General features: G+C 59.3%; 22 protein-coding genes. 9 read left to right on the top strand and 13 right to left on the bottom strand.

The window, feature by feature from the left end:
• Positions 1-29 precede the first annotated feature (29 nt).
• Entirely contained in the window at positions 30-1283 is a 1254-nt protein-coding gene (locus QUE75_RS04735) for an HDOD domain-containing protein (protein ID WP_286253988.1), read from the bottom strand.
• A gap of 151 nt (positions 1284-1434) precedes the next feature.
• Here QUE75_RS04735 and ilvD point away from each other — a divergent pair, with 151 nt between their 5' ends.
• Entirely contained in the window at positions 1435-3270 is a 1836-nt protein-coding gene (gene ilvD / locus QUE75_RS04730; RefSeq protein WP_106693393.1) for a dihydroxy-acid dehydratase, read from the top strand.
• A gap of 69 nt (positions 3271-3339) precedes the next feature.
• On the opposite strand, the gene QUE75_RS04725 is transcribed toward ilvD, so the two are convergent.
• A complete protein-coding gene (locus QUE75_RS04725; protein ID WP_061333033.1) occupies positions 3340-3738 on the bottom strand; it encodes a peptidoglycan-binding domain-containing protein in 399 nt (132 codons plus the stop codon).
• Positions 3739-3840: 102 nt separating this feature from the next.
• The gene (locus QUE75_RS04720; RefSeq protein ID WP_061333032.1) at positions 3841-4932 is read right to left on the bottom strand and encodes an AI-2E family transporter; all 1092 of its coding nucleotides are present in this window, start codon (positions 4930-4932) and stop codon (positions 3841-3843) included.
• A 137-nt stretch (positions 4933-5069) separates the two neighbouring features.
• Here QUE75_RS04720 and QUE75_RS04715 point away from each other — a divergent pair, with 137 nt between their 5' ends.
• The 3 genes from QUE75_RS04715 to QUE75_RS04705 all read left to right on the top strand — a co-directional run bounded on the left by QUE75_RS04715 (position 5070) and on the right by QUE75_RS04705 (position 6788).
• A complete protein-coding gene (locus QUE75_RS04715; protein WP_061333031.1) occupies positions 5070-5420 on the top strand; it encodes a hypothetical protein in 351 nt (116 codons plus the stop codon).
• A 97-nt stretch (positions 5421-5517) separates the two neighbouring features.
• On the top strand, positions 5518-5766 hold the full coding sequence (locus tag QUE75_RS04710) for a hypothetical protein (protein ID WP_058090983.1): 249 nt from the start codon (positions 5518-5520) through the stop codon (positions 5764-5766).
• Positions 5767-5888: 122 nt separating this feature from the next.
• Positions 5889-6788 carry a haloalkane dehalogenase gene (locus QUE75_RS04705; protein ID WP_061333030.1) on the top strand — a complete coding sequence of 300 codons (900 nt, stop codon included), beginning with the start codon at positions 5889-5891 and terminating at the stop codon, positions 6786-6788.
• Between the two features lie 12 nt (positions 6789-6800).
• On the opposite strand, the gene QUE75_RS04700 is transcribed toward QUE75_RS04705, so the two are convergent.
• Positions 6801-7589, bottom strand: coding sequence for an acyl-CoA thioesterase (locus QUE75_RS04700; RefSeq protein ID WP_106693392.1), 789 nt, complete (start codon positions 7587-7589; stop codon positions 6801-6803).
• Positions 7590-7786: 197 nt separating this feature from the next.
• On the opposite strand from QUE75_RS04700, the gene QUE75_RS04695 reads away from it, so the two are divergent.
• Positions 7787-9310, top strand: a complete 1524-nt coding sequence (locus tag QUE75_RS04695; protein ID WP_106693390.1) for a DEAD/DEAH box helicase — start codon at positions 7787-7789, stop codon at positions 9308-9310.
• A gap of 20 nt (positions 9311-9330) precedes the next feature.
• Here QUE75_RS04695 and QUE75_RS04690 read toward each other — a convergent pair whose 3' ends face one another.
• From QUE75_RS04690 to QUE75_RS04675, 4 genes are all read right to left on the bottom strand, one after another.
• A complete protein-coding gene (locus tag QUE75_RS04690) occupies positions 9331-9846 on the bottom strand; it encodes a dihydrofolate reductase (RefSeq protein WP_061333027.1) in 516 nt (171 codons plus the stop codon).
• Between the two features lie 391 nt (positions 9847-10237).
• Positions 10238-11077: a thymidylate synthase gene (locus QUE75_RS04685; protein WP_286253978.1), complete on the bottom strand. Its 840-nt coding sequence runs from the start codon at positions 11075-11077 to the stop codon at positions 10238-10240.
• Entirely contained in the window at positions 11074-11862 is a 789-nt protein-coding gene (lgt, locus tag QUE75_RS04680) for a prolipoprotein diacylglyceryl transferase (protein WP_061333025.1), read from the bottom strand. Before lgt ends, QUE75_RS04685 begins: the two co-directional genes overlap by 4 nt.
• A gap of 10 nt (positions 11863-11872) precedes the next feature.
• Positions 11873-12670, bottom strand: coding sequence for a sulfite exporter TauE/SafE family protein (locus QUE75_RS04675; protein WP_106693386.1), 798 nt, complete (start codon positions 12668-12670; stop codon positions 11873-11875).
• 99 nt (positions 12671-12769) lie between these two features.
• On the opposite strand from QUE75_RS04675, the gene QUE75_RS04670 reads away from it, so the two are divergent.
• From QUE75_RS04670 to dxs, 4 genes are all read left to right on the top strand, one after another.
• Positions 12770-13543, top strand: a complete 774-nt coding sequence (locus QUE75_RS04670; RefSeq protein WP_286253974.1) for an NRDE family protein — start codon at positions 12770-12772, stop codon at positions 13541-13543.
• A gap of 57 nt (positions 13544-13600) precedes the next feature.
• Complete coding sequence (locus tag QUE75_RS04665) at positions 13601-13858, top strand: exodeoxyribonuclease VII small subunit (protein WP_058090992.1); 258 nt, start codon at positions 13601-13603, stop codon at positions 13856-13858.
• The gene (gene ispA / locus QUE75_RS04660; protein ID WP_286253971.1) at positions 13858-14754 is read left to right on the top strand and encodes a (2E,6E)-farnesyl diphosphate synthase; all 897 of its coding nucleotides are present in this window, start codon (positions 13858-13860) and stop codon (positions 14752-14754) included. Before QUE75_RS04665 ends, ispA begins: the two co-directional genes overlap by 1 nt.
• A 136-nt stretch (positions 14755-14890) precedes the next feature.
• On the top strand, positions 14891-16822 hold the full coding sequence (gene dxs / locus QUE75_RS04655; RefSeq protein ID WP_230713971.1) for a 1-deoxy-D-xylulose-5-phosphate synthase: 1932 nt from the start codon (positions 14891-14893) through the stop codon (positions 16820-16822).
• A 56-nt stretch (positions 16823-16878) separates the two neighbouring features.
• Here the strand turns inward: dxs and ribA are convergent, their stop codons facing one another.
• From ribA to secA, 5 genes are all read right to left on the bottom strand, one after another.
• Entirely contained in the window at positions 16879-17433 is a 555-nt protein-coding gene (ribA, locus tag QUE75_RS04650) for a GTP cyclohydrolase II (protein WP_396631704.1), read from the bottom strand.
• 189 nt (positions 17434-17622) lie between these two features.
• Positions 17623-18105, bottom strand: coding sequence for a cyclic pyranopterin monophosphate synthase MoaC (gene moaC / locus QUE75_RS04645; protein ID WP_058090996.1), 483 nt, complete (start codon positions 18103-18105; stop codon positions 17623-17625).
• A 91-nt stretch (positions 18106-18196) separates the two neighbouring features.
• A complete protein-coding gene (locus tag QUE75_RS04640) occupies positions 18197-19177 on the bottom strand; it encodes a Nudix family hydrolase (RefSeq protein WP_286253967.1) in 981 nt (326 codons plus the stop codon).
• Positions 19158-20375, bottom strand: a complete 1218-nt coding sequence (argJ, locus tag QUE75_RS04635) for a bifunctional glutamate N-acetyltransferase/amino-acid acetyltransferase ArgJ (RefSeq protein ID WP_286253965.1) — start codon at positions 20373-20375, stop codon at positions 19158-19160. Before argJ ends, QUE75_RS04640 begins: the two co-directional genes overlap by 20 nt.
• 102 nt (positions 20376-20477) lie before the next feature.
• Positions 20478-23210 carry a preprotein translocase subunit SecA gene (secA, locus tag QUE75_RS04630; RefSeq protein ID WP_072678058.1) on the bottom strand — a complete coding sequence of 911 codons (2733 nt, stop codon included), beginning with the start codon at positions 23208-23210 and terminating at the stop codon, positions 20478-20480.
• Between the last annotated feature and the right edge of the window lie 60 nt (positions 23211-23270).

The following is a 23270-nucleotide window of genomic DNA, read 5'->3' as shown; positions in this document are numbered from 1 at the left end:
GCAGGGCAGACTCCGTCATCAGGCAGTAGTTATCGGATGGACAGGAGCTTTTGCACCTCATCTACCCGTTCACGGGCCTCACTCAAAAGCTGTAGGCTCCGGGAGGCATTGAGATCCAGTTCCCCCAGGCGGCGCCAGGCTGGCACCTGGTCAAAAGCGGGCAAGCCGGCATTCTGACTGGATCCGATCATGGAATGCAACTGCGCCACGATCACAACATCAACCAGCTGGGGCGCAGACTCCCGACACTCATAGCTCCAGTCTTCCGCGTGGCGGGCGGACTCGATAAACGCTTTCGGAAACTGCCAGTTCTCCAGAACCGCACACCCTACATCGGCCCGCAACTCCGACATGGCATGCTGAAGGTTCTTTTCATCAGCAAACAGGTTCACATGGTGCTCGGCCTGCACCAGGACCGGAACGATACCAATATCGTGCAGCAAGCCCGCCAGCAGGGCCTCTTCCGGATCAATCCGGGTGGCGTGATCCGCCAGCACCCAACACAAGGCCGCCACCTCCCGGGAATGCCGCCAAAGCTGTTCCATTTCCTTCTGCAGCGAGGCCCGACGAGTCTTGAACACCTCGCGCATGGCAAATACTGTTACCAATTGCCGGGTGGTTCGCATACCCAAACGAACCACCGCCTCCCGCACGTTCCGGACATCACTGAACCCCCGGTACAACGGACTGTTGCAGGACCGCACCAGCTTTGCCGCCATGGCGGGGTCGGCTGAGACCGCCTTGGATACATCGAGCGCCGTCGAGTCTTCGCGGTCCACCACCCGGCGCACTTTCCAGGCTACATCCGGCACACTGGGCAACTTGAGCTGATTGGAGCGGAGTTCGGCGTAAAACTCCATCAACAGATGATGTTCTTCACTTTCATCGGCGCCGCCATCCCCGGAATCCATTTCCACCTGGGCGACCGGCGCCGATCTCAGCATCTGGTTCAGAATCTCCTGCTCAATGACCAGAAACTCGCAGGGTTTGACCGCAGTAACGTCGTACATCCTGGGCTGCAACCGGGCAATGGGGTTGAGTGCCTTTTCCGTTTCAGCCTCAATCACCGTTTTGCGCCCGTCCACAGACTCGAGCTCTACCTTCCCGGATATCAGGAAAAAGTCCAGGCCGTCGCGAACGCCCCGCTCTATCACCCGTTGGCCGGGCCCATGGGTCCGGCGTTCAGCCCGGCTGGCTAACAACACCAATTGGTCGTCCGTCAACCGCCCCAATGGCTGGAAATCCTTGAGACGACGCAGCTGCAGGCTTTCCTGGCCACCCATAGACAGACTCCCTCGCAATTCTGGTCAAAATATCCCGTTACTTGTTACGTATTGTAAACACGCACTGGCAAAACAGCCATGCGACCAGCGTTTAATCTGGTATCCTTTGTGCTCAAGTACAACCAGATAATCAGGGAGACAGCAGCACACCATGCCCCAGTACCGTTCCCATACATCAACCGCTGGCCGCAACATGGCCGGTGCCCGGGCGCTCTGGCGCGCCACCGGCATGAAAAATGAAGACTTTGGCAAACCTATCATCGCCGTTGCCAACTCCTTCACCCAGTTTGTGCCTGGCCACGTTCACTTGAAAGACCTCGGACAACTGGTCTGCCGTGAGATCGAAGCGGCTGGCGGCGTTGCCAAAGAGTTCAACACCATCGCGGTGGATGATGGCATCGCCATGGGCCACGACGGCATGCTTTACTCCCTGCCCTCCCGGGAAATAATTGCCGATTCCGTCGAGTACATGGTTAACGCCCACTGTGCCGACGCGCTGGTTTGCATTTCCAACTGCGACAAGATCACCCCTGGCATGCTGATGGCCGCCATGCGCCTGAACATTCCGACAATCTTCGTCTCCGGTGGCCCGATGGAGGCCGGCAAAACCAAGTTGTCCGAGCACAAACTGGACCTGGTGGATGCCATGGTGATCGCAGCGGACCCGACGGCCACCGATGAAATGGTCGAAGAATACGAGCGCAGCGCCTGTCCTACCTGCGGTTCCTGCTCCGGCATGTTCACTGCCAACTCCATGAACTGCCTTACCGAAGCCATTGGCCTGGCGCTGCCCGGCAACGGTTCCATGCTGGCCACCCACGCCGACCGTGAACAGCTGTTCCTGAACGCCGGTCGTCAAATTGTGGAGAATGCCAAGCGCTATTACGAGCAGAACGATGCCAGCGTGCTGCCACGCAGCATTGCGTCTTTCTCCGCATTCGAGAATGCGATGGTCATGGACATTGCCATGGGCGGCTCCACCAACACGATTCTGCACCTGCTGGCAGCGGCCCAGGAGGGCGGTGTTGAGTTTACGCTGGCCGAAATTGACCAGCTGTCGCGGAAAGTCCCCCAGCTGTGCAAGGTGGCCCCCAACTCCCCGAAATACCATATGGAAGATGTACACCGGGCCGGCGGCATCATGGGCATCATGGGTGAACTGGAACGTGGCGGGCTGATCAACGTCGATTTGCCAACAGTACACAGTAAAACCATGAGAGATGCCCTGGAAGTATGGGACATCATGCGTTCTCCCACCGCGGAAGTGGTTGAGTTCTACAAGGCCGGCCCCGCTGGCATTCCCACCCAGACCGCCTTCAGCCAGAGCACCCGCTGGCCCAGCCTGGACGGCGACCGTGAAAACGGCTGCATCCGGTCCGTTGAAAACGCCTACTCTTCCGAGGGTGGCCTGGCGGTTCTGTTCGGCAATATTGCCCAGGACGGCTGCGTGGTAAAAACAGCCGGGGTGGATGAGAGCATCTACGTGTTCGAGGGTAAAGCCAGGGTATTTGAAAGCCAGGATGCGGCAGTTGCCGGCATTCTGAGCGACGAAGTCAAACCCGGCGAGGTCGTCATTATCCGGTACGAAGGCCCCCGTGGTGGCCCAGGCATGCAGGAAATGCTGTACCCCACCAGTTACCTGAAATCCAAGGGCCTCGGCAAGGAATGCGCCCTGCTGACGGACGGCCGCTTCTCAGGTGGCACTTCCGGATTGTCCATCGGGCACGCGTCACCAGAAGCCGCCGCCGGTGGTGCCATCGGCCTGATCGAGAATGGTGACACCATCCTGATCAACATCCCGGAGCGCAGCATCAATCTGCAGGTCAGCAACGAAGAACTGGACAAACGTCGCAAAGACCGTGACGCTAGAGGCTGGAAGCCCGAACTCGCCCGCGACCGCAAAGTCTCTGCGGCACTCAAGGCTTACGCGCTGCTGGCGACCAGTGCCGACAAAGGTGCTGTGCGGGACCTGTCCAAACTGGACTAGGCCCCCACGCACTAACAAAAAAGCCCGCCTGACGGATGCCTGGCGGGCTTTTTTGTGGCTATCGTCCGGTCACCACAGTGACCAGCCGCTCTTCTCTTCTTCCTCTTCGGGCTCCGGCTCGGTCGCGGCAGCGGCGCTCTCCTCTGCAGCCGGCGCAGCTCCAGCTCCGGCCTGGCCCGCGGCGCTGGCCACCGGCTGCACAGCGGTCATACCCAGGGCGCGCTCGGTTGCCTCATCCAGCGAACCGGTTACCTCAAGCCCCTGGTCACGCTGGAACTTTTCCAGTTCGGCTCGGGTATTACTGTCCAGTTCCGGGTTAACGTTTTCTATATCGTAACCGGCACCGTACAAAGCATGCTTGAGGGCGACTACGTCGTTGGCATAGGCCGGGGATGTTAATCCCAGGAAGGCGATAGTTCCGGCGGCCATAGCCGCCATTCGTATGCGATGGCTGAAAGGATTCGTCATTGACACCTGATCTGCTCCTGATACCTCAGGGATATCGGTCTATTTATTATTATGTGGCGCCCATCTCCACAAGCCCGGGCGACCCACAGACCCTAACACAGATCAGTCGTCCTCTGCCGAACCTGTCGCACGTTTCGGCATATTCCCGGTGCTTTCGTTGCCAAATTCCCGGATAAAGATACCCCAGAACGCCATGAACAGAGCCGCCACCAGCGGGCCCATCACAAACCCGTTAATGCCGAACATGACAAGCCCGCCCAAGGTCGACAACAAAACCAGGTAGTCGGGCATCTTGGTATCCCGCCCCACCAGGATTGGCCGTAACAGGTTATCGGCCAGGCCAATTACCACCATACCGTAGACCGTCAGAATGACCGCTGGCACCACGTCACCGATGGCAGCCAGGTAGACCGCCGCCGGAATCCACACAATGGCAGCGCCAACGGCCGGTAGCAGGGAGAAAATGGCCATCACCACCCCCCACAGGAGCGCACCGGAGATCCCCAGAATCCAGAAAATCACGCCACCCAGGGCACCCTGAATGATGGCAATCAGCAAATTGCCCTTGACCGTTGCCCGGGTAACTTCGGCAAACTTGGCAAACAGCAGGCGCTCCCGCTCATCACCCAGGGGCAATGCCTTGATCAGCAGCTCTACCAGTTGCTGGCCATCCCGAATCAGGAAAAACGCCAGATACACCATAAGCGCCAGGCCGAGGAAAAACTGGAAAGTGTTCTGGCCGATGCCCAGCGCCTGCTTGGCAAGGAACTGGCTGCCACCAACAAACGCACTGACCACGCGATCCCGCAATTCACCGAAACTGATATCAAACTGGCCCAGAAACGCCTGAATGGCAGGGAACGACCGGTTGACCTGGTCAATGTATTCACCAGGACGGATCTCACCGCTCTGGATCTTCTGGTATAGCCCCATGCCTTCAGTAATCAGGGCCGCGCCCAGCCCCAGAACCGGAATCACCACGATAACAATACAAACCAGCAGGGTAATTATCGCATTGATATTAGGCCGGTGGCCCAGCCGGCGGGTCAGCCACTGGTTGACCGGGTAAAAGATCAGGGCAATGGCGATGGCCCAGAATATTGGCCCGAAAAATGGTTTCATCAACAACGCGAAGGCGATGGAAACGCCCACCAGCATCGCCAGAAAAGTCCGTGTCTCAAGTTTTGCGTACATAATCCCTATACCCTGAAGCGAACGGTGCCCATACCGGATGGAACGTTTCACGAAAAAACAGACTAACACGATAGCGTGGCCACTATAGCCACCTTCACGATATAGTATCAGGTTATCGATCAGCCAATTAACAGGTCATGTTGTTGGATTCAGACGCTTTTACCGTTGAAACAGCCCTTGAGGCCGCGACAGAACTCCAGAAGGTTCTGGCTTCGCGTATGCACCGCCGTAAGGTGATGGGGCAGGAAGTTCTGGTGCCTGGTCAACTCGGTGAAGCCCTACATCTTCCGCGCATCATCAACCGCTTGCAGAGCAAACAGCAGAGGCAACGGGACAGAGGGCTGGAAGACTTCCAGGAACTGTGGCCAACCCTGTCCGAGTATACCCGGCACCGGGTCATGGACAAACTCGGCTGGTACGACCCGAAAGACCTGGACTGGGAGGACAAACGCTCAAACCGTCGCCCCGTGGTCGATCCTGACGCCTGATACGTATAACTGCTGAACCCGAACCAATGCAGGATCACTGTGGCGACTTTGAACTGTCACATTTTGTCCTTATGTTCTATGGATCAGGAGGATTATTATGACAAATACTACCCATTACACCGCCATCCTGGCCGAAGGCAGTGCCGTGCCGACACTGTTATGCGGCCATTGCCGTTCCATTCTTTCCAGAGCCAGGATTTTCAGAAACCAGGGCGACGGCCATCAGGACATCCATTGCCATACCATCGGCCTGTGCTCGGCCGACGACTGTGGCGCCGTCAATTGTTGTGACGATGCTTTGGCCCGGATTGACAACCCTGAACGCCTGTTTGATATCGCGTCCTGATTCAAACCGGCAACGCACTGTTACGCAACTCAAACACACAAAATTTCCATCTGATTTATCCTGATTTCCGACGATTGCCGTAAAGACAATCACGCAACCAATCAGTCAGGACAGTCGATGGCATGCGTATTCTGAGAACCGACGAAGCCCGCTTCGCAGGCCTTCCGGATTATCCCTTCCAAGCAAATTATCTGGACGTTGAGCCAGGCCTGCGCATGCACTTCGTCGATCAAGGTCCGACCAATGGAGCACCGGTGGTCATGCTGCATGGCGAGCCCTCCTGGTCCTACCTTTACCGGCACATGATCCCCATGGTCGCAGAAGCAGGTTACAGGGTACTGGCACCGGATCTGATCGGCTTCGGAAAATCCGACAAACCAGCCAATGTGACCGATTACAGCTACAGTAGCCATATGAGCTGGCTGGCCCGCTGGCTGGAAGACCTGAACCTCACCAACATCACCCTGGTGTGTCAGAATTGGGGATCACTGCTTGGCCTGAGACTGGCCGCAGAACATCACAGACGTTTCAGCCGGATCATTGTCGGTAACGGCATGCTGCCTACCGGAGACTCGCCGGTGCCTGCAGTGTTCCGTGCTTGGAAAGCGTTTGCCAGCCACAGCCCCTGGTTTCCCGTGGCCCGCATCATACAGCTGGGTACCGAAAGGGCTCTGAGCCCGGGTGAGATGGCGGCATACGAGGCACCCTTTCCGAGCGCGGCATTCAAAGCGGGCGCCCGCGCCTTTCCGGGCCTGGTTCCGGTTTCACCGGATGATCCAGCCAGCGCCGCCAACCGTGAGGCCTGGCGGATCCTGGAGAAATGGCGCAAGCCCTTCATCACCTGCTTCAGCAATGGCGATCCGATCACCCGGGGAGGTGATCGTCACATGCAAAGACGCATTCCCGGGGCACTAGGACAGCCCCACATTACCCTGCGCGGTGGCCATTTCCTGCAGGAGGACTCCCCCAGGGAGTTTGCCCGGGTCATACTGGATGCCCTGAAAGCTGAAATGGCGGCCTGAGCCCCCACCCATTCAACCAAAAACGGTCACTGTCTGGCGGCTCAGCGCCACCAGTTCGCCGCTCTCAGTCCAGATACCGGCATGGGTATGGCCGTAACCGGCACCTGCCTGATCAATCGTGGCCCTGTAGAGCAGCCACTCTCCCGGCTTCATGGTCGGCCGCGGGTGCACAATCTCCAACGCCCAGCTCAGGGAACTGGCCGGTGCAGGACCTTTCAAGTGCGGCAATAACGCAGGCGGCCAGGCATCCACCAACGCCACAATGTGCGCGTCGGTCAGAGCAGAGGGCGTTTCCCGGAACTGCATCCAGCCCCCCATATCACGACCACCCTTGCCGGAAAACGGCATGTTGCCGAACGCCCAACGCATGTCGATATGCTGGGTAAATTCCGGGGTAACTCCGGGAATGTATGGCAACTCCTGGCATTGGTTTACCGGAGCAGCCGCCGGGGCAGGCGATGGCGCTACCTGAACCGACGACTCCCGGTCACCGCCAAAACTCGCCAGGCATGCCAGTCTGGTCTCACCGTTCTGCAGAATTCGCCCCTGAACCTGAGAGACCGCCTTGCCCTCACGCAACAGCTCTGCCTCAAACACCGCAGGCACATCCGGTTCCACCGGCCCGACAAACGACACCTGCATCGCCCGCATCGCCCTGCCAGAAGCAACTTTCGACGCCATCACATCGAACGCCAGTGCCGCTACCAGCCCACCGAAGGTAGCCCGTCCCTGCCCCCAACTGGCCGGGATCACAACGTCTCGGCCCTCGCGCACCGAATTCAGAAGCTCATCGAACGTCATACTCTTCCATTCCTGTTAATTAGCCTGCAAACAACCAAGACTGCCGCAGTTTACCGAAGCTGGCAAGCGGCTTCCCCGGCAACTACCTACCCTATTACCGGCAATAGTCATGTTAAAGACTGCCCAAACCGACTATAATGTTTCAAAATCATGCATTGCATTTGTAATGCGATACCCTCCGAATACCGAGTACATTCATGTCAGAATTGTCTTTTGCCGAACTGGGGCTGGATCCAGCAGTACTGGAAGCCGTCTCCGCAGTTGGCTATGAAACCCCGTCGCCCATCCAGGCGCAATCCATTCCAGCCCTGCTGGCCGGCAACCACCTACTGGGCGTTGCCCAGACCGGTACTGGCAAAACGGCGGCGTTTGCACTGCCGCTGCTGAGCCGTATTGATGCCAGCGTTGCAGAGCCCCAGATTCTGGTGCTTGCTCCTACCCGGGAGCTGGCCATTCAGGTGGCCGAGGCGTTCACCACCTACGCCAGCAAGTTCAAACACTTCCACGTTCTGCCCATTTACGGCGGCCAGGACTTTGCGCCACAGATCCGCGGCCTGAAGCGTGGCGCCCAGGTCATCGTGGGTACGCCAGGCCGGATGCTGGACCACCTGCGCAAAGGCACCCTGAAACTGGGTAGCCTGAAGGCACTGGTGCTGGATGAAGCAGACGAAATGCTGCGCATGGGCTTTATCGACGACGTAGAAGCGATTCTGGCGAAGACACCGGACACCTGTCAGCGCGCCCTGTTCTCGGCCACCATGCCGCCGCAGATCAAGAAGGTTGCGCAAACCTATCTCAAGAATGCGACAGAAGTAAAAATCGAGAGCGAAACCCGCACGGTTGAGCGTATCTCGCAATTCGTATTACCGGTCTACGCCGAGCGCAAACTGGATGCCCTGACCCGCATCCTGGAAGTGGAGCCGTTCGACGCCTCCATTATCTTTGTACGCACCAAGGCAGAAACCACCCTGCTGGCTGAAAAACTGTCAGCCCGTGGCCATGCGGTTGCGCCCCTGAGTGGTGACCTCAACCAGCGCCAGCGTGAACAGACCGTAGAAGACCTCAAGCGCGGCAAGAAAGACATCATCATCGCCACTGACGTTGCTGCCCGTGGCCTGGACGTACCCCGGATTACCCACGTGATCAACTACGACGTGCCCTACGACACCGAGGCGTACATCCACCGGGTTGGCCGCACCGGCCGTGCGGGCCGCACCGGCAAGGCGATTTTGCTGGTCACACCGCGCGAGCGCAGCTGGCTGCGCACCCTGGAGCGGGCCACCAACTCTCCGATGGAACCGTACCAGCTGCCGTCACCGGCTGCGCTGCAGAAAATGCGAGTAGAGCAGTTTGAAGAGCAACTGCTGGGCTTCACCAACGATCCCCGATCTGCCAAGGCCATTGCCCTGCTGGACGACATTGCCGAGCGCAATGACATGGACATGGCGGCCGTTGCTGGCGCCCTGGCCTGCTTGCTTGAAGCCTCCCAGCCGGATTCACTGCCGCTGGAGCAGCCCGAAGCCCTGCCGGAAGTGTCCGCAGCGCCCCGTCGCGACCGCAAAGGCCCGCCTCCCGGCAAAGGTGGCTTCCGTAAAGGCGCTCCTGGCAAGAAATTCAGCAAAGATGGCAAGCCCGGCTTCCGCAAGGGCCCACCCAAGGGCAAGCCTGCTGGCAAGGGCGGCAAGCCCTCTGCCAATGGCCCTAAGCGCGCCCCGCGCTGAAGGCCAGAACCGCTAGCCGGTCAGGCTGACCGGCTACGCTGGTAGACGACGAAACTGTAGTCGTAAGGATTATGATCAGACGCGGAGAAATCTTCGCGTCCGATTTCTTCCCAGTCATCCCAGTTCACTTCCGGAAAGTAAGCGTCGCCGTCCACCTCAGCGTGTACCTGTGTGATGTACATCCGGTCGACCATGGGCAACGCTTCGGCGTAGATCTGGCCACCGCCGATGATCATCACCTCATCACCGCCCTCCAGTTCCGCCTGGGCTTCTGCTCTGACTAACGCATCATTCAATGATGCCGCCGCGACCGTGCCGGCCGGCGCTTCCCATGCAGGGTTTCGGGAAATCACCACGTTCATCCGTCCCGGCAGTGGCCTGCCAATGGAATCCCAGGTTTTCCGCCCCATGATGATCGGCTTACCCATAGTGGCTTGCTTGAAGTAACGCAGATCGCCAGGCAGATACCAGGGGAGCTTGTTGTCCCGCCCAATGACGCGGTTCCGGGACATCGCAACAATCAGTGCCTTTCTCATATTTTTTCCTCATAACCTGGAGTTCTGGGCCTTTGGCTTGAGCCTTGGGGGCGGCAAGAGGACGGGGATGCCTCTCCAAAAAACGCCTCAAGGCATCCCTGCGCGGCTTGAGCTCCGCCATCCCTGGCTCCGCACATTTTTGGAGAGGCATCCCCGCCCCCTTGCGGCTTACCCATTCAGGCAGGCCGGCCTATTTAAAACCTTACTGCGCATCCGGGATCTTCGATCACCATTGTTCGAAAGCAGGGCAGCGGGTGGGGCTTTCCGAAAATGTGCGGAGCCAGGGATGGCGGAGCCAAGCGTACACGGACGTATTCACAGCGTTTTTCGGAAAGCCCCACCCGCTGTCCTGCCTCCCCCAGCCAACCGGGCCGCGATCCCAGGCTCGGGATCAGATCGCTATCGGAGCCTTAATCACCGGGTAAGGGTCATAGCCTTCGAATTCGAAATCTTCCAGCTCGTAGTCGAAGATGGATTCCGGCTTGCGCTTGATGACCAGCCTGGGCAAGGCACGGGGCTCACGCTTTAGCTGCTCGAACACGATATTGTCGGTCAGGTGATTGCTGTAAAGGTGACAGTCCCCAAACGTGTGCACAAACTCGCCAACATCCAGATCACACTGCTGGGCAATCATGTGGGTCAACAAAGCATAAGACGCAATGTTAAAGGGCACCCCCAGAAACAGATCCGCACTGCGCTGGTACAGCTGGCAAGACAGCTTGCCGTCCGCCACATAGAACTGGAACAGACAGTGGCAGGGCGCCAGCGCCATGCGCCCTTCCCGCACATTCTCCTGCGGACTGACCGACTCGTCCGGCAGTTCCGCCGGGTTCCAGGCGGAGACAATCAGGCGCCGGGAGTTGGGCTTGGTTCGAATTTGCTCGATAACCTCGCTGATCTGATCGATCACCCGACCGTCGTGGCACTGCCAGCTGCGCCACTGCTTGCCATAAATTGGCCCCAGGTCGCCGTTATCGAGTGCCCATTCGTTCCAGATGCTGACCTTTCGTTCCGCCAGCCAGGTGTTGTTGGTGGAGCCTTTCAGGAACCACAACAATTCGTAGATGATGCTGCGCAGGTGGACTTTCTTGGTGGTCACCAGCGGGAAGCCGTCCTGCAAGTTGAAGCGCATTTGCCGGCCGAACACGGAGCGGGTGCCAACGCCGGTGCGGTCGCCCTTGTCGAATCCGTTGTCAACAACGTCTTGCATCAGGTCGAGGTAAGCTTTCATGCAGCGTTTCTCCGGTAAGCAATAACAATCAGGGCAGCGCCAGCAATGACCATGGGCAACGACAGCACCTGCCCCATGGTCAGCCAGTCGAAGGCCAGGTAACCCAGTTGAGGGTCAGGCTGGCGGAAGAATTCGGTAAAGAATCGGAAACTGCCATAGCAGGCCAGAAACAGGCCAGAGACGGCCATTTTCGGGCGGGGCCGGGAGGAGAACCACCACAGGATAGCGAACAACACCACCCCTTCCAGGGCAAACTGATAGATCTGGGAGGGGTGCCTGGCCAGGCTGTCGGGGGCGGTGCGGAACACCATGCCCCAGGACACATCCGTAGGTTTGCCCCAAAGCTCCCCGTTGATAAAATTGCCGATGCGGCCCGCGCCCAGGCCCACCGGCACCAGCGGCGCCACAAAATCAGCGATGCTCCAGAACCCGGCCGACGTTTTACGCCCGAACCACCACATCGCCAGCATGACGCCCAGCAGGCCGCCATGGAACGACATCCCCCCTTCCCACACCCGCAACAACCATAGCGGGTCGGCTAGGAAGGCATCGAAGTTATAAAACACCACATACCCGAAACGGCCACCGAGAATGACACCCAGGGCCATATAAAACAGCAGGTCACCTACTTGCTCTTCATTCAGGGGCGACCAGGGTTTGCGGCTACGCAGGCGGCCAAGCCACCAGCCGGCGGCGAAACCAACCAGGTAGGTCAGGCCATACCAGTGGATTTTCAGGGGGCCGATGGCAATAGCCACCGGGTCAATCTGCGGGTGTTGCAACATGAATACGCTCTCAACTCAGCAGGAATCGGAGGCCGACGAGGATCAGCACAACGGCAAATATCTTCTTCAACAGGCGGCCATCCAGCTTGTGCGCCAGCTTTGCGCCGAAACGGGCAAAAAAGACACTGGTGGCAACAATACCGACCAACGCCGGCAAATAGATAAACCCAACACTGAAATCAGGCAGCTGCGGGTTCTGCCAGCCGGTCCAGATGTTGCCAGCAGCGCCGGCCAAGGCAATCGGCAAGCCGCAAGCCGCGGACGTGGCGACAGCCTGTTGCATGCGCACGTTACACCAGGTGAGGTAAGGCACGGAGATTGTGCCACCACCAATTCCGAAGATGGCAGATGCCCAGCCCACAAACCCACCGGCCACGCCGAGCCCGGCGTTTCCAGGCACATCCCGACCAGGCTTGGGGTTTGCTTCCAGCAGCATTTTCAGCGCGACCAGAATCGCAAAGGCGCCAATGATGGTTTTCAGCATCGGGCCACTCAGCAGCGACGCCGTCCACGCGCCGGCCAATGCCCCGACGATGATTCCGACCGTCATGGGCCGCACCAGTTCCCACCGGACAGCCCCATGGATATGGTGGGTGCGTATGGAACTGATAGACGTAAAGACAATAGTGGCCAGAGAAGTACCAATAGCGAGGTGAGCGGCGATCTCGGAACTGAACCCCTGGAAGCCAAAAGTGAAAATCAGCACCGGAACGATAACCAGGCCACCACCGATTCCGAACAGGCCAGCCATGGTGCCTGCCAGTGCACCTAGTGTCAGGTACAGAATGAATATACCGATCAGGGTCATGTTTGTTTGCTTAATCCCGGGAATAAATCAGGCTGGTATGATACGCATTGTTGCCAACCGCTGCAGCCTCCCAATTCAATTAAAGGATTGCCATCGACCATGTGCCTCATTGCTTTCGCCATCGGACAAAGCCCGGAATTTCCCCTGGTGGTGGCAGCCAACCGGGACGAGTTCTTCCGGCGCCCCACCGCCGCCATGGACTGGTGGCAGGACAACAACGGCCAGCAAATTCTGGCCGGACAGGACCTGGAATCCGGCGGCACCTGGTTGGCGGTCAATACCGACGGCACGGTAACAGCCGTGACCAACGTGCGGGAGGGAAGCCCCGAGGCTGGCCGCCAAAGCCGTGGCGAACTGCCCTTACACGCACTGAGACTCTCAACCAGTGAACTGCAATCCTCACTGGATGCAGAGCCGGGCCGCTACGCTGGGTTCAACCTGGTGAAGCTGACCGGGCTTGGAGGCTGGTATTACAGCAATCGGGACGCCCACCCTGGCCGGCAGGTATTCCGGGGCGTTTATGGCCTGAGTAACCACCTGCTGCAGACCCCCTGGCCAAAACTGCTGAGGCTACGCAAGGCCGTTGGCCACTGCGTGGAACAAGCGCGCAAAGACCCGGCGCCGCTGCACAAACAGCTACTGTCACTCTTACAGGACACCACGCCAGCGCCAGACCAGAGCCTTCCGGATACCGGCGTTGGCATGGAAACCGAGCGATTTCTGTCTTCACCATTCATCGTCGGCGACCACTACGGAACCCGAGCAACCACGGTTGTTACCGTGTCCCGACAGGGCCAGGTGTCAGTCACCGAGCAATCCTGGGGACCGAATGCCACAACTCTGGAAAAACGCCAATTCGCCTGGCAGCGATAGCTCAGGGACTCTGATATAATCCGCGCAATTTCCGAAACACCTGACCGGAGGTCGCCCATGGCCGGTGAGAATAACAGCAGCACATCCATTGCCGACTTTGAAAAATCCCTGGACGAACTTGAGCGATTGGTTCGCGATCTTGAGCAGGGAGAGCTTTCGCTGGAGCAGTCACTGGCAGCCTTCGAGCGGGGCGTAAAGCTCACCCGAGAATGCCAGACCGCCCTGAAAACCGCCGAGCAGCGTGTTGAACAGCTGGTTCAGAACAGCGATGGCTCCCTGGAGACCCGTCCCTTTTCAGCGGATGATGCCAACTGATGAGTGAGCGCCTGTCCCTGGCTCTGGAATTTCTGGAGCAATCCCGCCAGCAAATCGACCAGGCACTGGAACGCTCCATTCGCGATGGCGCCGCCTCACCCAGGCTGGATGAGGCCATGCGCTACAGCGTTCTGGGCGGTGGCAAGCGCATTCGCCCGGCACTGTGCCTGGCCGCAGCCCGCGCCATCGGCGCCGATCCGTTAGCGGCGCTGGCCCCCGCCTGTGCGCTGGAACTGGTGCACGCCTATTCCCTGGTGCACGACGACCTGCCCGCCATGGATGACGACGACCTCCGGCGTGGCCGACCAACCGTTCACATCGCGTTTGACGAAGCCAGCGCCATACTGGCCGGCGATGCGCTGCAAACCCTGGCCTTTGCACTTCTGGCGGAGGCCCCGGAGCTGTCAGACCAACAACGCATCGCAATGATTCGGGAACTGGCGACCGCCAGCGGACATCAGGGCATGGTTGGTGGCCAGGCCATTGATCTGGAATCGGTTGGCCGCCAACTGACCATAGAACAGCTTGAGTCCATGCATCGCCATAAAACCGGCGCCCTGATCGAAGCCAGTGTTCGCCTTGGCGCGCTGACATCCGGTTCGGTCACAGATCAACAACTGGCCGCCCTGTCTGATTTTGCCAGCGCCCTGGGCCTGGCGTTCCAGGTGCAGGATGACCTGCTGGATATTGAAGGCGATACCGAAGTCATCGGAAAGCGACAGGGCTCGGACGCCGCCAGGGAGAAACCCACCTATCCGGCCCTGCTGGGTATTTCCGGTGCCAGGGAACACCTGGAGAAGCTGCTGGATCAGGCCCAGAGTGCCCTGGACAGTTTCGGCGACGAAGCCGAGGTGCTGAGGGCCATGGCCGATTATGTGGTGGCCAGAAGCCACTGAACCGCGCTGACAAACAAGAATCGGCCGGTTTGACGACACCGTTTTGTAACATCTGGCCCGGGAAGTGTGAAACACACCTCCCTGTTCCCTTATAATGCCAGTCATAGAATCCATATTCCGATAAAGACCCGAGCTGATGCAGGACACATACATTTTCAGGGAAATCCCGTCGCAGCGGCCCAACACGCCCATTCTTGACCGGATTGACGTGCCCGCCCAGCTGCGCACCCTGCCCGAGGAAGATCTTCCCCAACTGGCCAGAGAACTCCGGGCTTTTCTGCTTTGGTCTGTCGGCCAGACCGGCGGGCACTTTGGTGCCGGCCTGGGCGTTCTGGAACTGACCGTCGCCCTGCACTATGTCTTCAATACGCCTGAAGATCGACTGGTCTGGGATGTTGGCCACCAGGCCTACCCCCACAAGATCCTGACGGGTCGCCGGGAACAGATGGGCAGCATCCGCCGCAAGGATGGCCTGGCCGGGTTCCCGAAACGCGCGGAAAGTGAATACGACACCTTTGGCGTTGGCCACTCCAGCACATCGATCAGCGCCGCACTGGGCATGGCCATTGCTGCCCGCATGCAGAATACCGGGCGCAAGAGCATCGCCGTAATCGGCGACGGCGCAATGACCGCCGGGATGGCCTTCGAGGCCCTGAACCACGCCGGCCATCTGCATGCCGACATGCTGGTCATCCTGAACGATAATGACATGTCGATCTCCCGCAACGTGGGCGGGTTGTCCAACTATTTTGCCAAGCTGCTGGCCAGCCGAACCTACAACCAGGTTCGGGACAGCAGCAAGAAAGTGCTGAAAAGCACCCCGCACCTGATGGCGCTGGCGAAGAAAACCGAAGAACACTTCAAGGGCATGATTGCCCCGGGCACGCTGTTCGAGGAGCTGGGTTTCAACTACATCGGCCCGATTGATGGCCACGATCTGCCATTGCTGGTTGAAACCCTGGAGAACATCCGGGAGCTGGACGGCCCGCAGTTCCTGCATGTGGTCACCACCAAAGGCAAAGGCTTTGCGCCCGCAGAGGCGGACCCCATTGGCTATCACGCCATCAACAAGATTGAACCCGTGCCACCGAGCAAACCGGAGCCGGTCAAACCGAAGCAGGCCAAACCAAAATACGCCAACGTCTTCGGACAATGGCTGTGCGATGCCGCCGAGCAGGATGAGCGCGTGGTCGGCATTACACCCGCCATGTGTGAAGGCTCAGACCTGCTGGCGTTTTCCGAACGCTACCCGGACCGCTACTTTGACGTCGCCATCGCCGAGCAGCACGCGGTCACCCTGGCCGCCGGACTGGCCTGTGACGGCGCCAAACCCGTCGTGGCAATCTATTCCACATTTCTGCAACGGGGCTATGACCAACTGATTCACGACGTTGCCATCCAGGATCTGGACGTGCTGTTTGCCATCGACCGGGCGGGGCTGGTGGGCGAAGACGGCCCGACCCATGCCGGCGCGTTCGACATCAGCTATCTCCGCTGCATCCCGAAAATGGTGGTGATGACCCCCTCAGATGAAAACGAAACCCGCCAGCTCCTGCACACCGGTCTTCAGTACCATGGCCCAGCTGCCGTGCGCTACCCCCGGGGCACCGGCCCCGGTGCCGAAATCCAGCAGGCGCTGTCGGCTCTGCCCCTCGGCAAGGGTCGCGTTGTCCGCGAGGGCGCTCGGGTGGCCATACTTAACTTTGGCACCCTGTTGGGCTCAGCCCTGGAAGCGGCCGACAGCCTGAATGCGACAGTGGCGGATATGCGTTTCGTTAAACCACTGGATGAGAGCCTGGTACTGGAACTGGCCGAACAACATGACCTGCTGGTAACGCTGGAAGAAAACGTGGTGGCCGGCGGTGCCGGTAGCGCAGTGACCGAATGCCTGAATAAACGGGAAGTGATGCTGCCGGTGCTGCAGCTGGGCTTGCCTGACCGCTTCGTCGACCATGGCAAGCACGGGGAATTGCTCAAGGAATGCGGGCTGGACCCGGAAGGTATCCGTAGCGCCATCGCCAGTCGGATTGACCGCCTCGGTAACGCCGCCCTGACCGCCATCAAGTGATCACTGCTGGCTGATAGCGCAGCCGTGCTATCAGCCGACTCTGCCAACCGGCTCAATCAGGCCGGGTCGTCATCCTGATGAGTCTCGAGCCAGTGGCCGAGCTTGCTTTGCTTGGTATTGAGATAGTGTTCGTTGTGCGGGTTGCGACCCACGTGCAGGGGAACCCGCTCCGAAATCTGAATTCCGTAAGACTCCAACGCCTTGACCTTCCTGGGGTTGTTGGTCATCAGCTTCAGGCTTCGGATCCCCAGGTGCTCGAGCATGTCCTTGCACATGCTGTAGTCCCGCAAATCCGCACCGAAACCCAGCCGCTCGTTGGCCTCTACGGTATCTGCGCCCTGGTCCTGCAACCGGTAGGCGCGAATCTTGTTCAGCAACCCGATGCCACGGCCTTCCTGGCGCAGGTACATCAGAATGCCACGGCCTTCGCGGGCAATGCTGCGCAATGCTTCTTCCAGCTGATACCCGCAATCACAACGCATACTGTACAGGGCGTCGCCAGTCAGGCACTCGGAATGGGTACGTGCCAGCAGCGGCTCATCGCTATCAATATCGCCCAGCGTTAGTGCCACATGCTCCTTTCCGGTGTCCGGCTCCTCAAAGCCGTGCATGTCGAACACACCGAAGGGGGTGGGCAAACGGCAGGTCTCAATGTAACGAACAGCCACTGTATTTCCTCGTGGTTCTGACAAATTGGGCGGGCATTCTATCATGCGGCTGCTTGCCTGGCGTAGTGTTGGCACGTTTACTCTCCGAATACAGTGTGGTCGGAAAGAGTACGGCCAAGGCCAGAGAGCAGATCATTGTTCCGGCGCGCGCCAGTGTCCCGAGCGGCCACCCTTCTTTTCCAGCAGCCGCACACCATCCACCACCATCGCCTTATCAACGGCTTTGCACATGTCGTACAGGGTCAAAGCGGCAACACTGGCAGCCGTGAGCGCCTCCATCTCGACACCGGTCTGCCCCGACAGCTTGCAACGGGTAAGGATATGCACAGAGGCGCCATCCGCCCCCGGAGACAACTCCACTTTCACCGATGTCAGATTCAGGGCATGGCACAGGGGAATCAGGTCATGGGTCTTCTTGGCCGCCATGATGCCGGCGATACGGGCGGTAGCCAGCACGTCGCCCTTGGGATGCTCACCATCAATGATCATTCGCAGGGTTTCCGGCGCCATGCGGATGGTTGCTTCCGCCCGGGCCTCCCGCTCGGTGACGGCCTTGCTCGTCACATCCACCATTCGGGCTTCACCCTTATCATCCAGATGGGTCAACTTGCTCACGCTGTACTCCCCGCTCGTTGTTGATCTGTCACTGTTTAACCACTGTCGCACAGGCTGATGCCGGCGGAAATCCGTAATCTCCGCCAGCGGCTCACCACCAGAAACCGATACCGGCAATGCCCTGGCCGCCCCGCTCACGACACAGTGTTTCATGACCTGGCCCCAGCCCCCCCAGCCCGTAGACTGGAAGCCTGGCATTGGCCACCAGGAATTCGAACTGCTCCCAGCCGATTCCGGGTTGCCCCGGATGGGTGGGCGTTTCCAACACCGGGCCCAGCGTCGCGTAATCCGCACCCAGAGCCGCCGCATGGTGCAGCTGCCCCTGGTCATGGCAGGACACCCCCAGCCATCGATCGGCCGGCACAGGGCGCCTTGAGAGCGCCTGAGCTTCACGCCAGGGCAGGTGCAGGCCGGCAGCTTTCGGAAACGCACCAAGCAAGCGCGGATGCCCATGCAAAACCAGTCCGACACCGGCACCGGAACAGATCGGCAAAGCCTCTGCCGCCAGTTTCAGGTAATCGTTATCCGGCAATTGAGGCGCCCGAAGCACAACCAGCTGCCCCGCCATCCCGCCAATCGACCGTTCCAGCCTGCTGATACCGTCCTGCCAGGATGCCATAGGGCCAACAATCGCGAGGCGCTGCGGTAAATTGAGTGCCCTGATGATCGGGCGGTTGGCGGCGGGGAAATCCGCATCGGCGAGCTCGCACGGGCGCAGCCAGCTGATCGGTTGCCCTTCCCGGCCCTCTGGCTGCCCCTCGGCTTCGGTGGTTCTCCAGACATCCAGGAAAACCTGTTTATCGCCGTAATCATGTCGAATACCGATCACCGGCTCCAGGCTGGCCAGGGGCACCTGCAGGCCGGTTTCCTCGGCAATCTCCCGAACCAGGGCCTGCTGTACGGTTTCCCCCGACTCCACCTTGCCACCCGGGAACTCCAGCAGTCCGCCCTGATGCACGTGATCCGGACGGCGGGCAATCAGAACCCGGCCGTCACGGATAATGACGGCGACGGCAACGTGGATCTGCTTCTTCCCCGCCAGGGTCTCAGGCTCAGGTACGGTATTCGGCATTGATGGTCACATAGTCGTGGGAGAAGTCACAGGTCCACACGGTTTCCTGAACGCTACCGCGCTTGAGGTCGATGGCAATGGTGATTTCTTCCTGGCTCATTACCCGCTGACCCCGGTCTTCGGAGTAATCATCGGCACGGCCACCATTGCGCACCAGGCAGACATCCCCCAGATAGATTTCCAAAGAGCCCAGGTCCAGGTCCGGCACACCCGCGCGCCCCACCGCCGCCAGAATCCGGCCCCAGTTGGGGTCCGAAGCAAACAGCGCGGTCTTCACCAGCGGCGAGTGCGCGACGGTATAGGCCACATCGAGGGCCTCCTGCTGGCTGGCCGCACCGCTGACATCGATGGTGACAAACTTGGTGGCACCCTCACCGTCCCGGACAATGGCATGGGCCAGGTCCAGGTATACCTGGCGAAGGGCTTCTCTCAGCGTCGGCAGGTGCGGGCTGTCTGCGGTGATTTCCGGCCCGTCGTACTGGCCACTGGCCATCAACATGCAGGCATCGTTGGTGGAGGTGTCGCCATCAATGGTAATCCGGTTGAACGACTTCTCGCCCAGCTCCGACGCCAATGACTGCAGCACGTCGGGTGCAATGCGGGCGTCGGTGGCGATAAACCCGAGCATGGTGGCCATGTTTGGCCGGATCATGCCCGCGCCCTTGCTGATGCCGGAGATGGTCACCGCATGGCCACCCAGATCCACCCACACAGACGCACCTTTGGGCCGGGTGTCGGTGGTCATGATGCCACTGGCGGCTTCCGCCCAGCGGTCTTCCCGGGCACTGGCCAGGGCTTCCGGCAACGCCTTGACAATCTTGTCGACCGGCAAGGGCTCACCGATCACACCGGTTGAGAACGGCAACACTGCGTCAGGGCTAACGCTTGCTTCGGCGGCCAGCGCTTCACAACAGCGCAGAGCATCGGCCATGCCACGTTCGCCGGTACCGGCGTTGGCATTGCCGGTGTTGATCAGCAGGTAGCGGGGTGCGCCCTGGGCCAAGTGTTTACGGCTGAGTACCACAGGAGCCGCGCAAAACTGATTGCGGGTAAATATGCCCGCTACCCTCGCCTCCGGCACCAACTCAAACACCACTATGTCTTTACGCCCGGGCTTTTTGATACCCGCACTCGCAATCCCCACCTTGATACCCGCCACCGGGTAAAACTCGGGTAAGGTTCCGGGACCTACTGCCATGCCTGCCTCCTGAATTTATCCGAAACTGTAAACGACAAAACCCGCATACCGCCCATACACTGGCCGATTGCGGGTTCTGGTGCCGAGGTTGCTGCTCAGGTTTTAGCTGACCTTACCGCAACACTGCTTGTACTTCTTGCCAGACCCGCAGGGACACGGCTCGTTTCGCCCTACCTTGCGCTCCTGGCGAACAAAGGTCTCCGGGGTGCCCTGGGCCTGGTTGCCCTGGCCAGCATCCTCACCCTGGGTGGCACTGGTCTGATCGTGCCGCAACTTGGCCCGGGCCATTTCCCGCTCCAGCTCTTCCTTGCGGCGGCGCTCGATCTCTTCCATCTCTTCGCGACTCTGAACCCGGACATGACACAACACACGGGTGACGTCACGCTTCATGGTGTCCAGCATGGTCTCAAACAGGTTGAAGGCTTCGCGCTTGTATTCCTGTTTCGGGTTCTTCTGAGCGTAACCGCGCAGGTGGATACCCCGGCGCAGGTGGTCCATGTTCGACAAATGCTCCTTCCACAGGGTGTCGAGCACCTGCAGGAACACCTGTTTCTCGAACTTGCGCATGGGCTCTGCGCCAGCAATCTCTTCTTTCGCCTTATATTCGGTGACGATAGCGTCGAGAATCTTCTGGCGCAGGTTTTCCTCATACAGCTTGCTGTCTTCATCCAGCCACTGTTGAATCGGCAGATCAATCGCCATTTCAGATTGCAGCTGCGCTTCCAGCCCGGCCACGTCCCACTGTTCCGGCATGCTCTGGGGCGGAATAAACTCGCTGACCATAGCGTCAACCACATCGCTGCGAATGGTGTCGACCATCTCGGAGATGTCGTCAGACGCCATCACCTCGTTACGCTGGTCGTAAATCACCGTGCGCTGATCGTTGGCTACGTCATCGTATTCCAGCAGGGTTTTACGCATGTCGAAGTTACGACCTTCCACCTTGCGCTGGGATTTCTCGATGGCGTTGGTGACCATACGGTGCTCGATGGCCTCACCCTTTTTCATACCCATGGCCTGCATCAGGTTCTTCACCCGTTCAGGCGCAAAGATCCGCATCAGGTTATCTTCCAGCGACAGGAAGAAACGGGAAGAACCCGGATCGCCCTGACGGCCGGCACGACCCCGTAACTGGTTGTCAATCCGCCGGGATTCGTGACGCTCGGTACCGATAATATGCAGACCACCGGCATCCAGCACCTGATTGTGGCGTTCGGTCCATTCCGCCTTCATGCGGGCGACTTCTTCCTCGGACGGATTATCCAGGGCGGCCACTTCGTATTCCCAGTTACCGCCCAACACAATGTCCGTACCACGACCGGCCATGTTCGTTGCAATCGTCACCGCGCCGGGGCGGCCCGCCTGGGCAATGATCAGTGCCTCAGAGTCATGCTGCTTGGCGTTTAGGATCTTGTGCTCGATGCGGGCCTTCTTGAGCAGCATGGACAGCAGCTCGGAGGCCTCGATGGACGCGGTACCCACCAGGATAGGCCGACCTTCACCCGTGACATCCTTGATCTCATCAATGATGGCGTGGAACTTTTCTTCCTGGGTCAGGTACACCAGGTCGTTGTAGTCAATCCGCTGAATGGGCTTGTTGGGCGGAATCACCACCACGTCCAGACCGTAGATCTGACGGAATTCGAAAGCTTCGGTGTCTGCGGTACCGGTCATGCCGGCCAACTTGTCGTACAGACGGAAATAGTTCTGGAAGGTGGTCGACGCCAGGGTCTGACTCTCGGCCTGGATCTTCAGGCCTTCTTTCGCCTCGATGGCCTGGTGCAGGCCTTCGCTCCAGCGGCGGCCCGGCATGGTCCGGCCGGTGTGTTCATCAACGATCACCACCTGACCACCCTGAACGATGTAGTCGACATCCTTCTGGAACAGGTGATGAGCCCGCAGGGCCGAATGAACGTGGTGCAGCAGGCTCAGGTTGGCTGCCGAGTAAAGGCTTTCGCCCTCCTGCAGCAGGCCTCGCTCCAGAAGTAATTCTTCAACCTTCTCATGACCGGCCTCGGTGAGCTCCACCTGGCGTGACTTTTCGTCGATGGTAAAGTCGCCGGAGCTTTCTCCGGATTCACTGACCTCGCCTTTTTCAAGGCCCGGAATCAGCGTATTGATGGCCTGATAGAGCTTCGAGGAATCTTCGGCAGCACCGGAAATAATCAGGGGGGTACGGGCTTCGTCGATCAGGATGGAATCCACCTCATCCACGATGGCAAAGTTGAGACCGCGCTGAACCTTGTCATCAATACTGAAGGCCATGTTATCGCGCAGGTAGTCAAAGCCGAATTCGTTGTTGGTACCGTAGGTGATATCCGCCTGGTAGGCGGCGCGCTTCTCTTCCGGTGGCTGACCAGCAACGACCACGCCAATGGTCAGGCCAAGGAAGCGATACAGCTTGCCCATCCACTCGGCATCACGGCTTGCCAGGTAATCGTTGACGGTGACAACGTGAACGCCCTTGCCGGGCAATGCGTTGAGATAAACCGCTGCGGTGGCCACCAGGGTTTTACCCTCACCGGTCTTCATCTCGGCAATGCGGCCTTCGTGCAGGGTCATACCACCAATCAGCTGTACGTCGTAATGACGCATGCCCATCACCCGGCGGCTGGCCTCGCGAACGGTGGCAAAGGCTTCGGGCAGCAGGGCATCCAGGGCTTCGCCCTCATCAAGACGCCGGCGGAATTCAGCGGTCTTGCCCTGCAACTCGGTGTCCGACAACCCGCCCAGCGCCTCTTCAAGTTGATTGATGCGCGTAACGGTTTTTCGCATCCGCTTGATTTCTCTGGCGTTTTTACTGCCGAACATCTTCGTTGCAAGCTTTGTGAACATAGACCACTGCTTCTTCAGTTAAACGGAGGAAGCCGGCATTCTAACCTTATTTGGCGACAG

The sequence above is a fragment of the Marinobacter shengliensis genome (assembly GCF_030297115.1).
GTDB classification, from domain to species: domain Bacteria; phylum Pseudomonadota; class Gammaproteobacteria; order Pseudomonadales; family Oleiphilaceae; genus Marinobacter; species Marinobacter shengliensis.
Note: the sequence above shows the minus strand (reverse complement) of the source record. Positions and strands in the feature narration are given on the sequence as shown.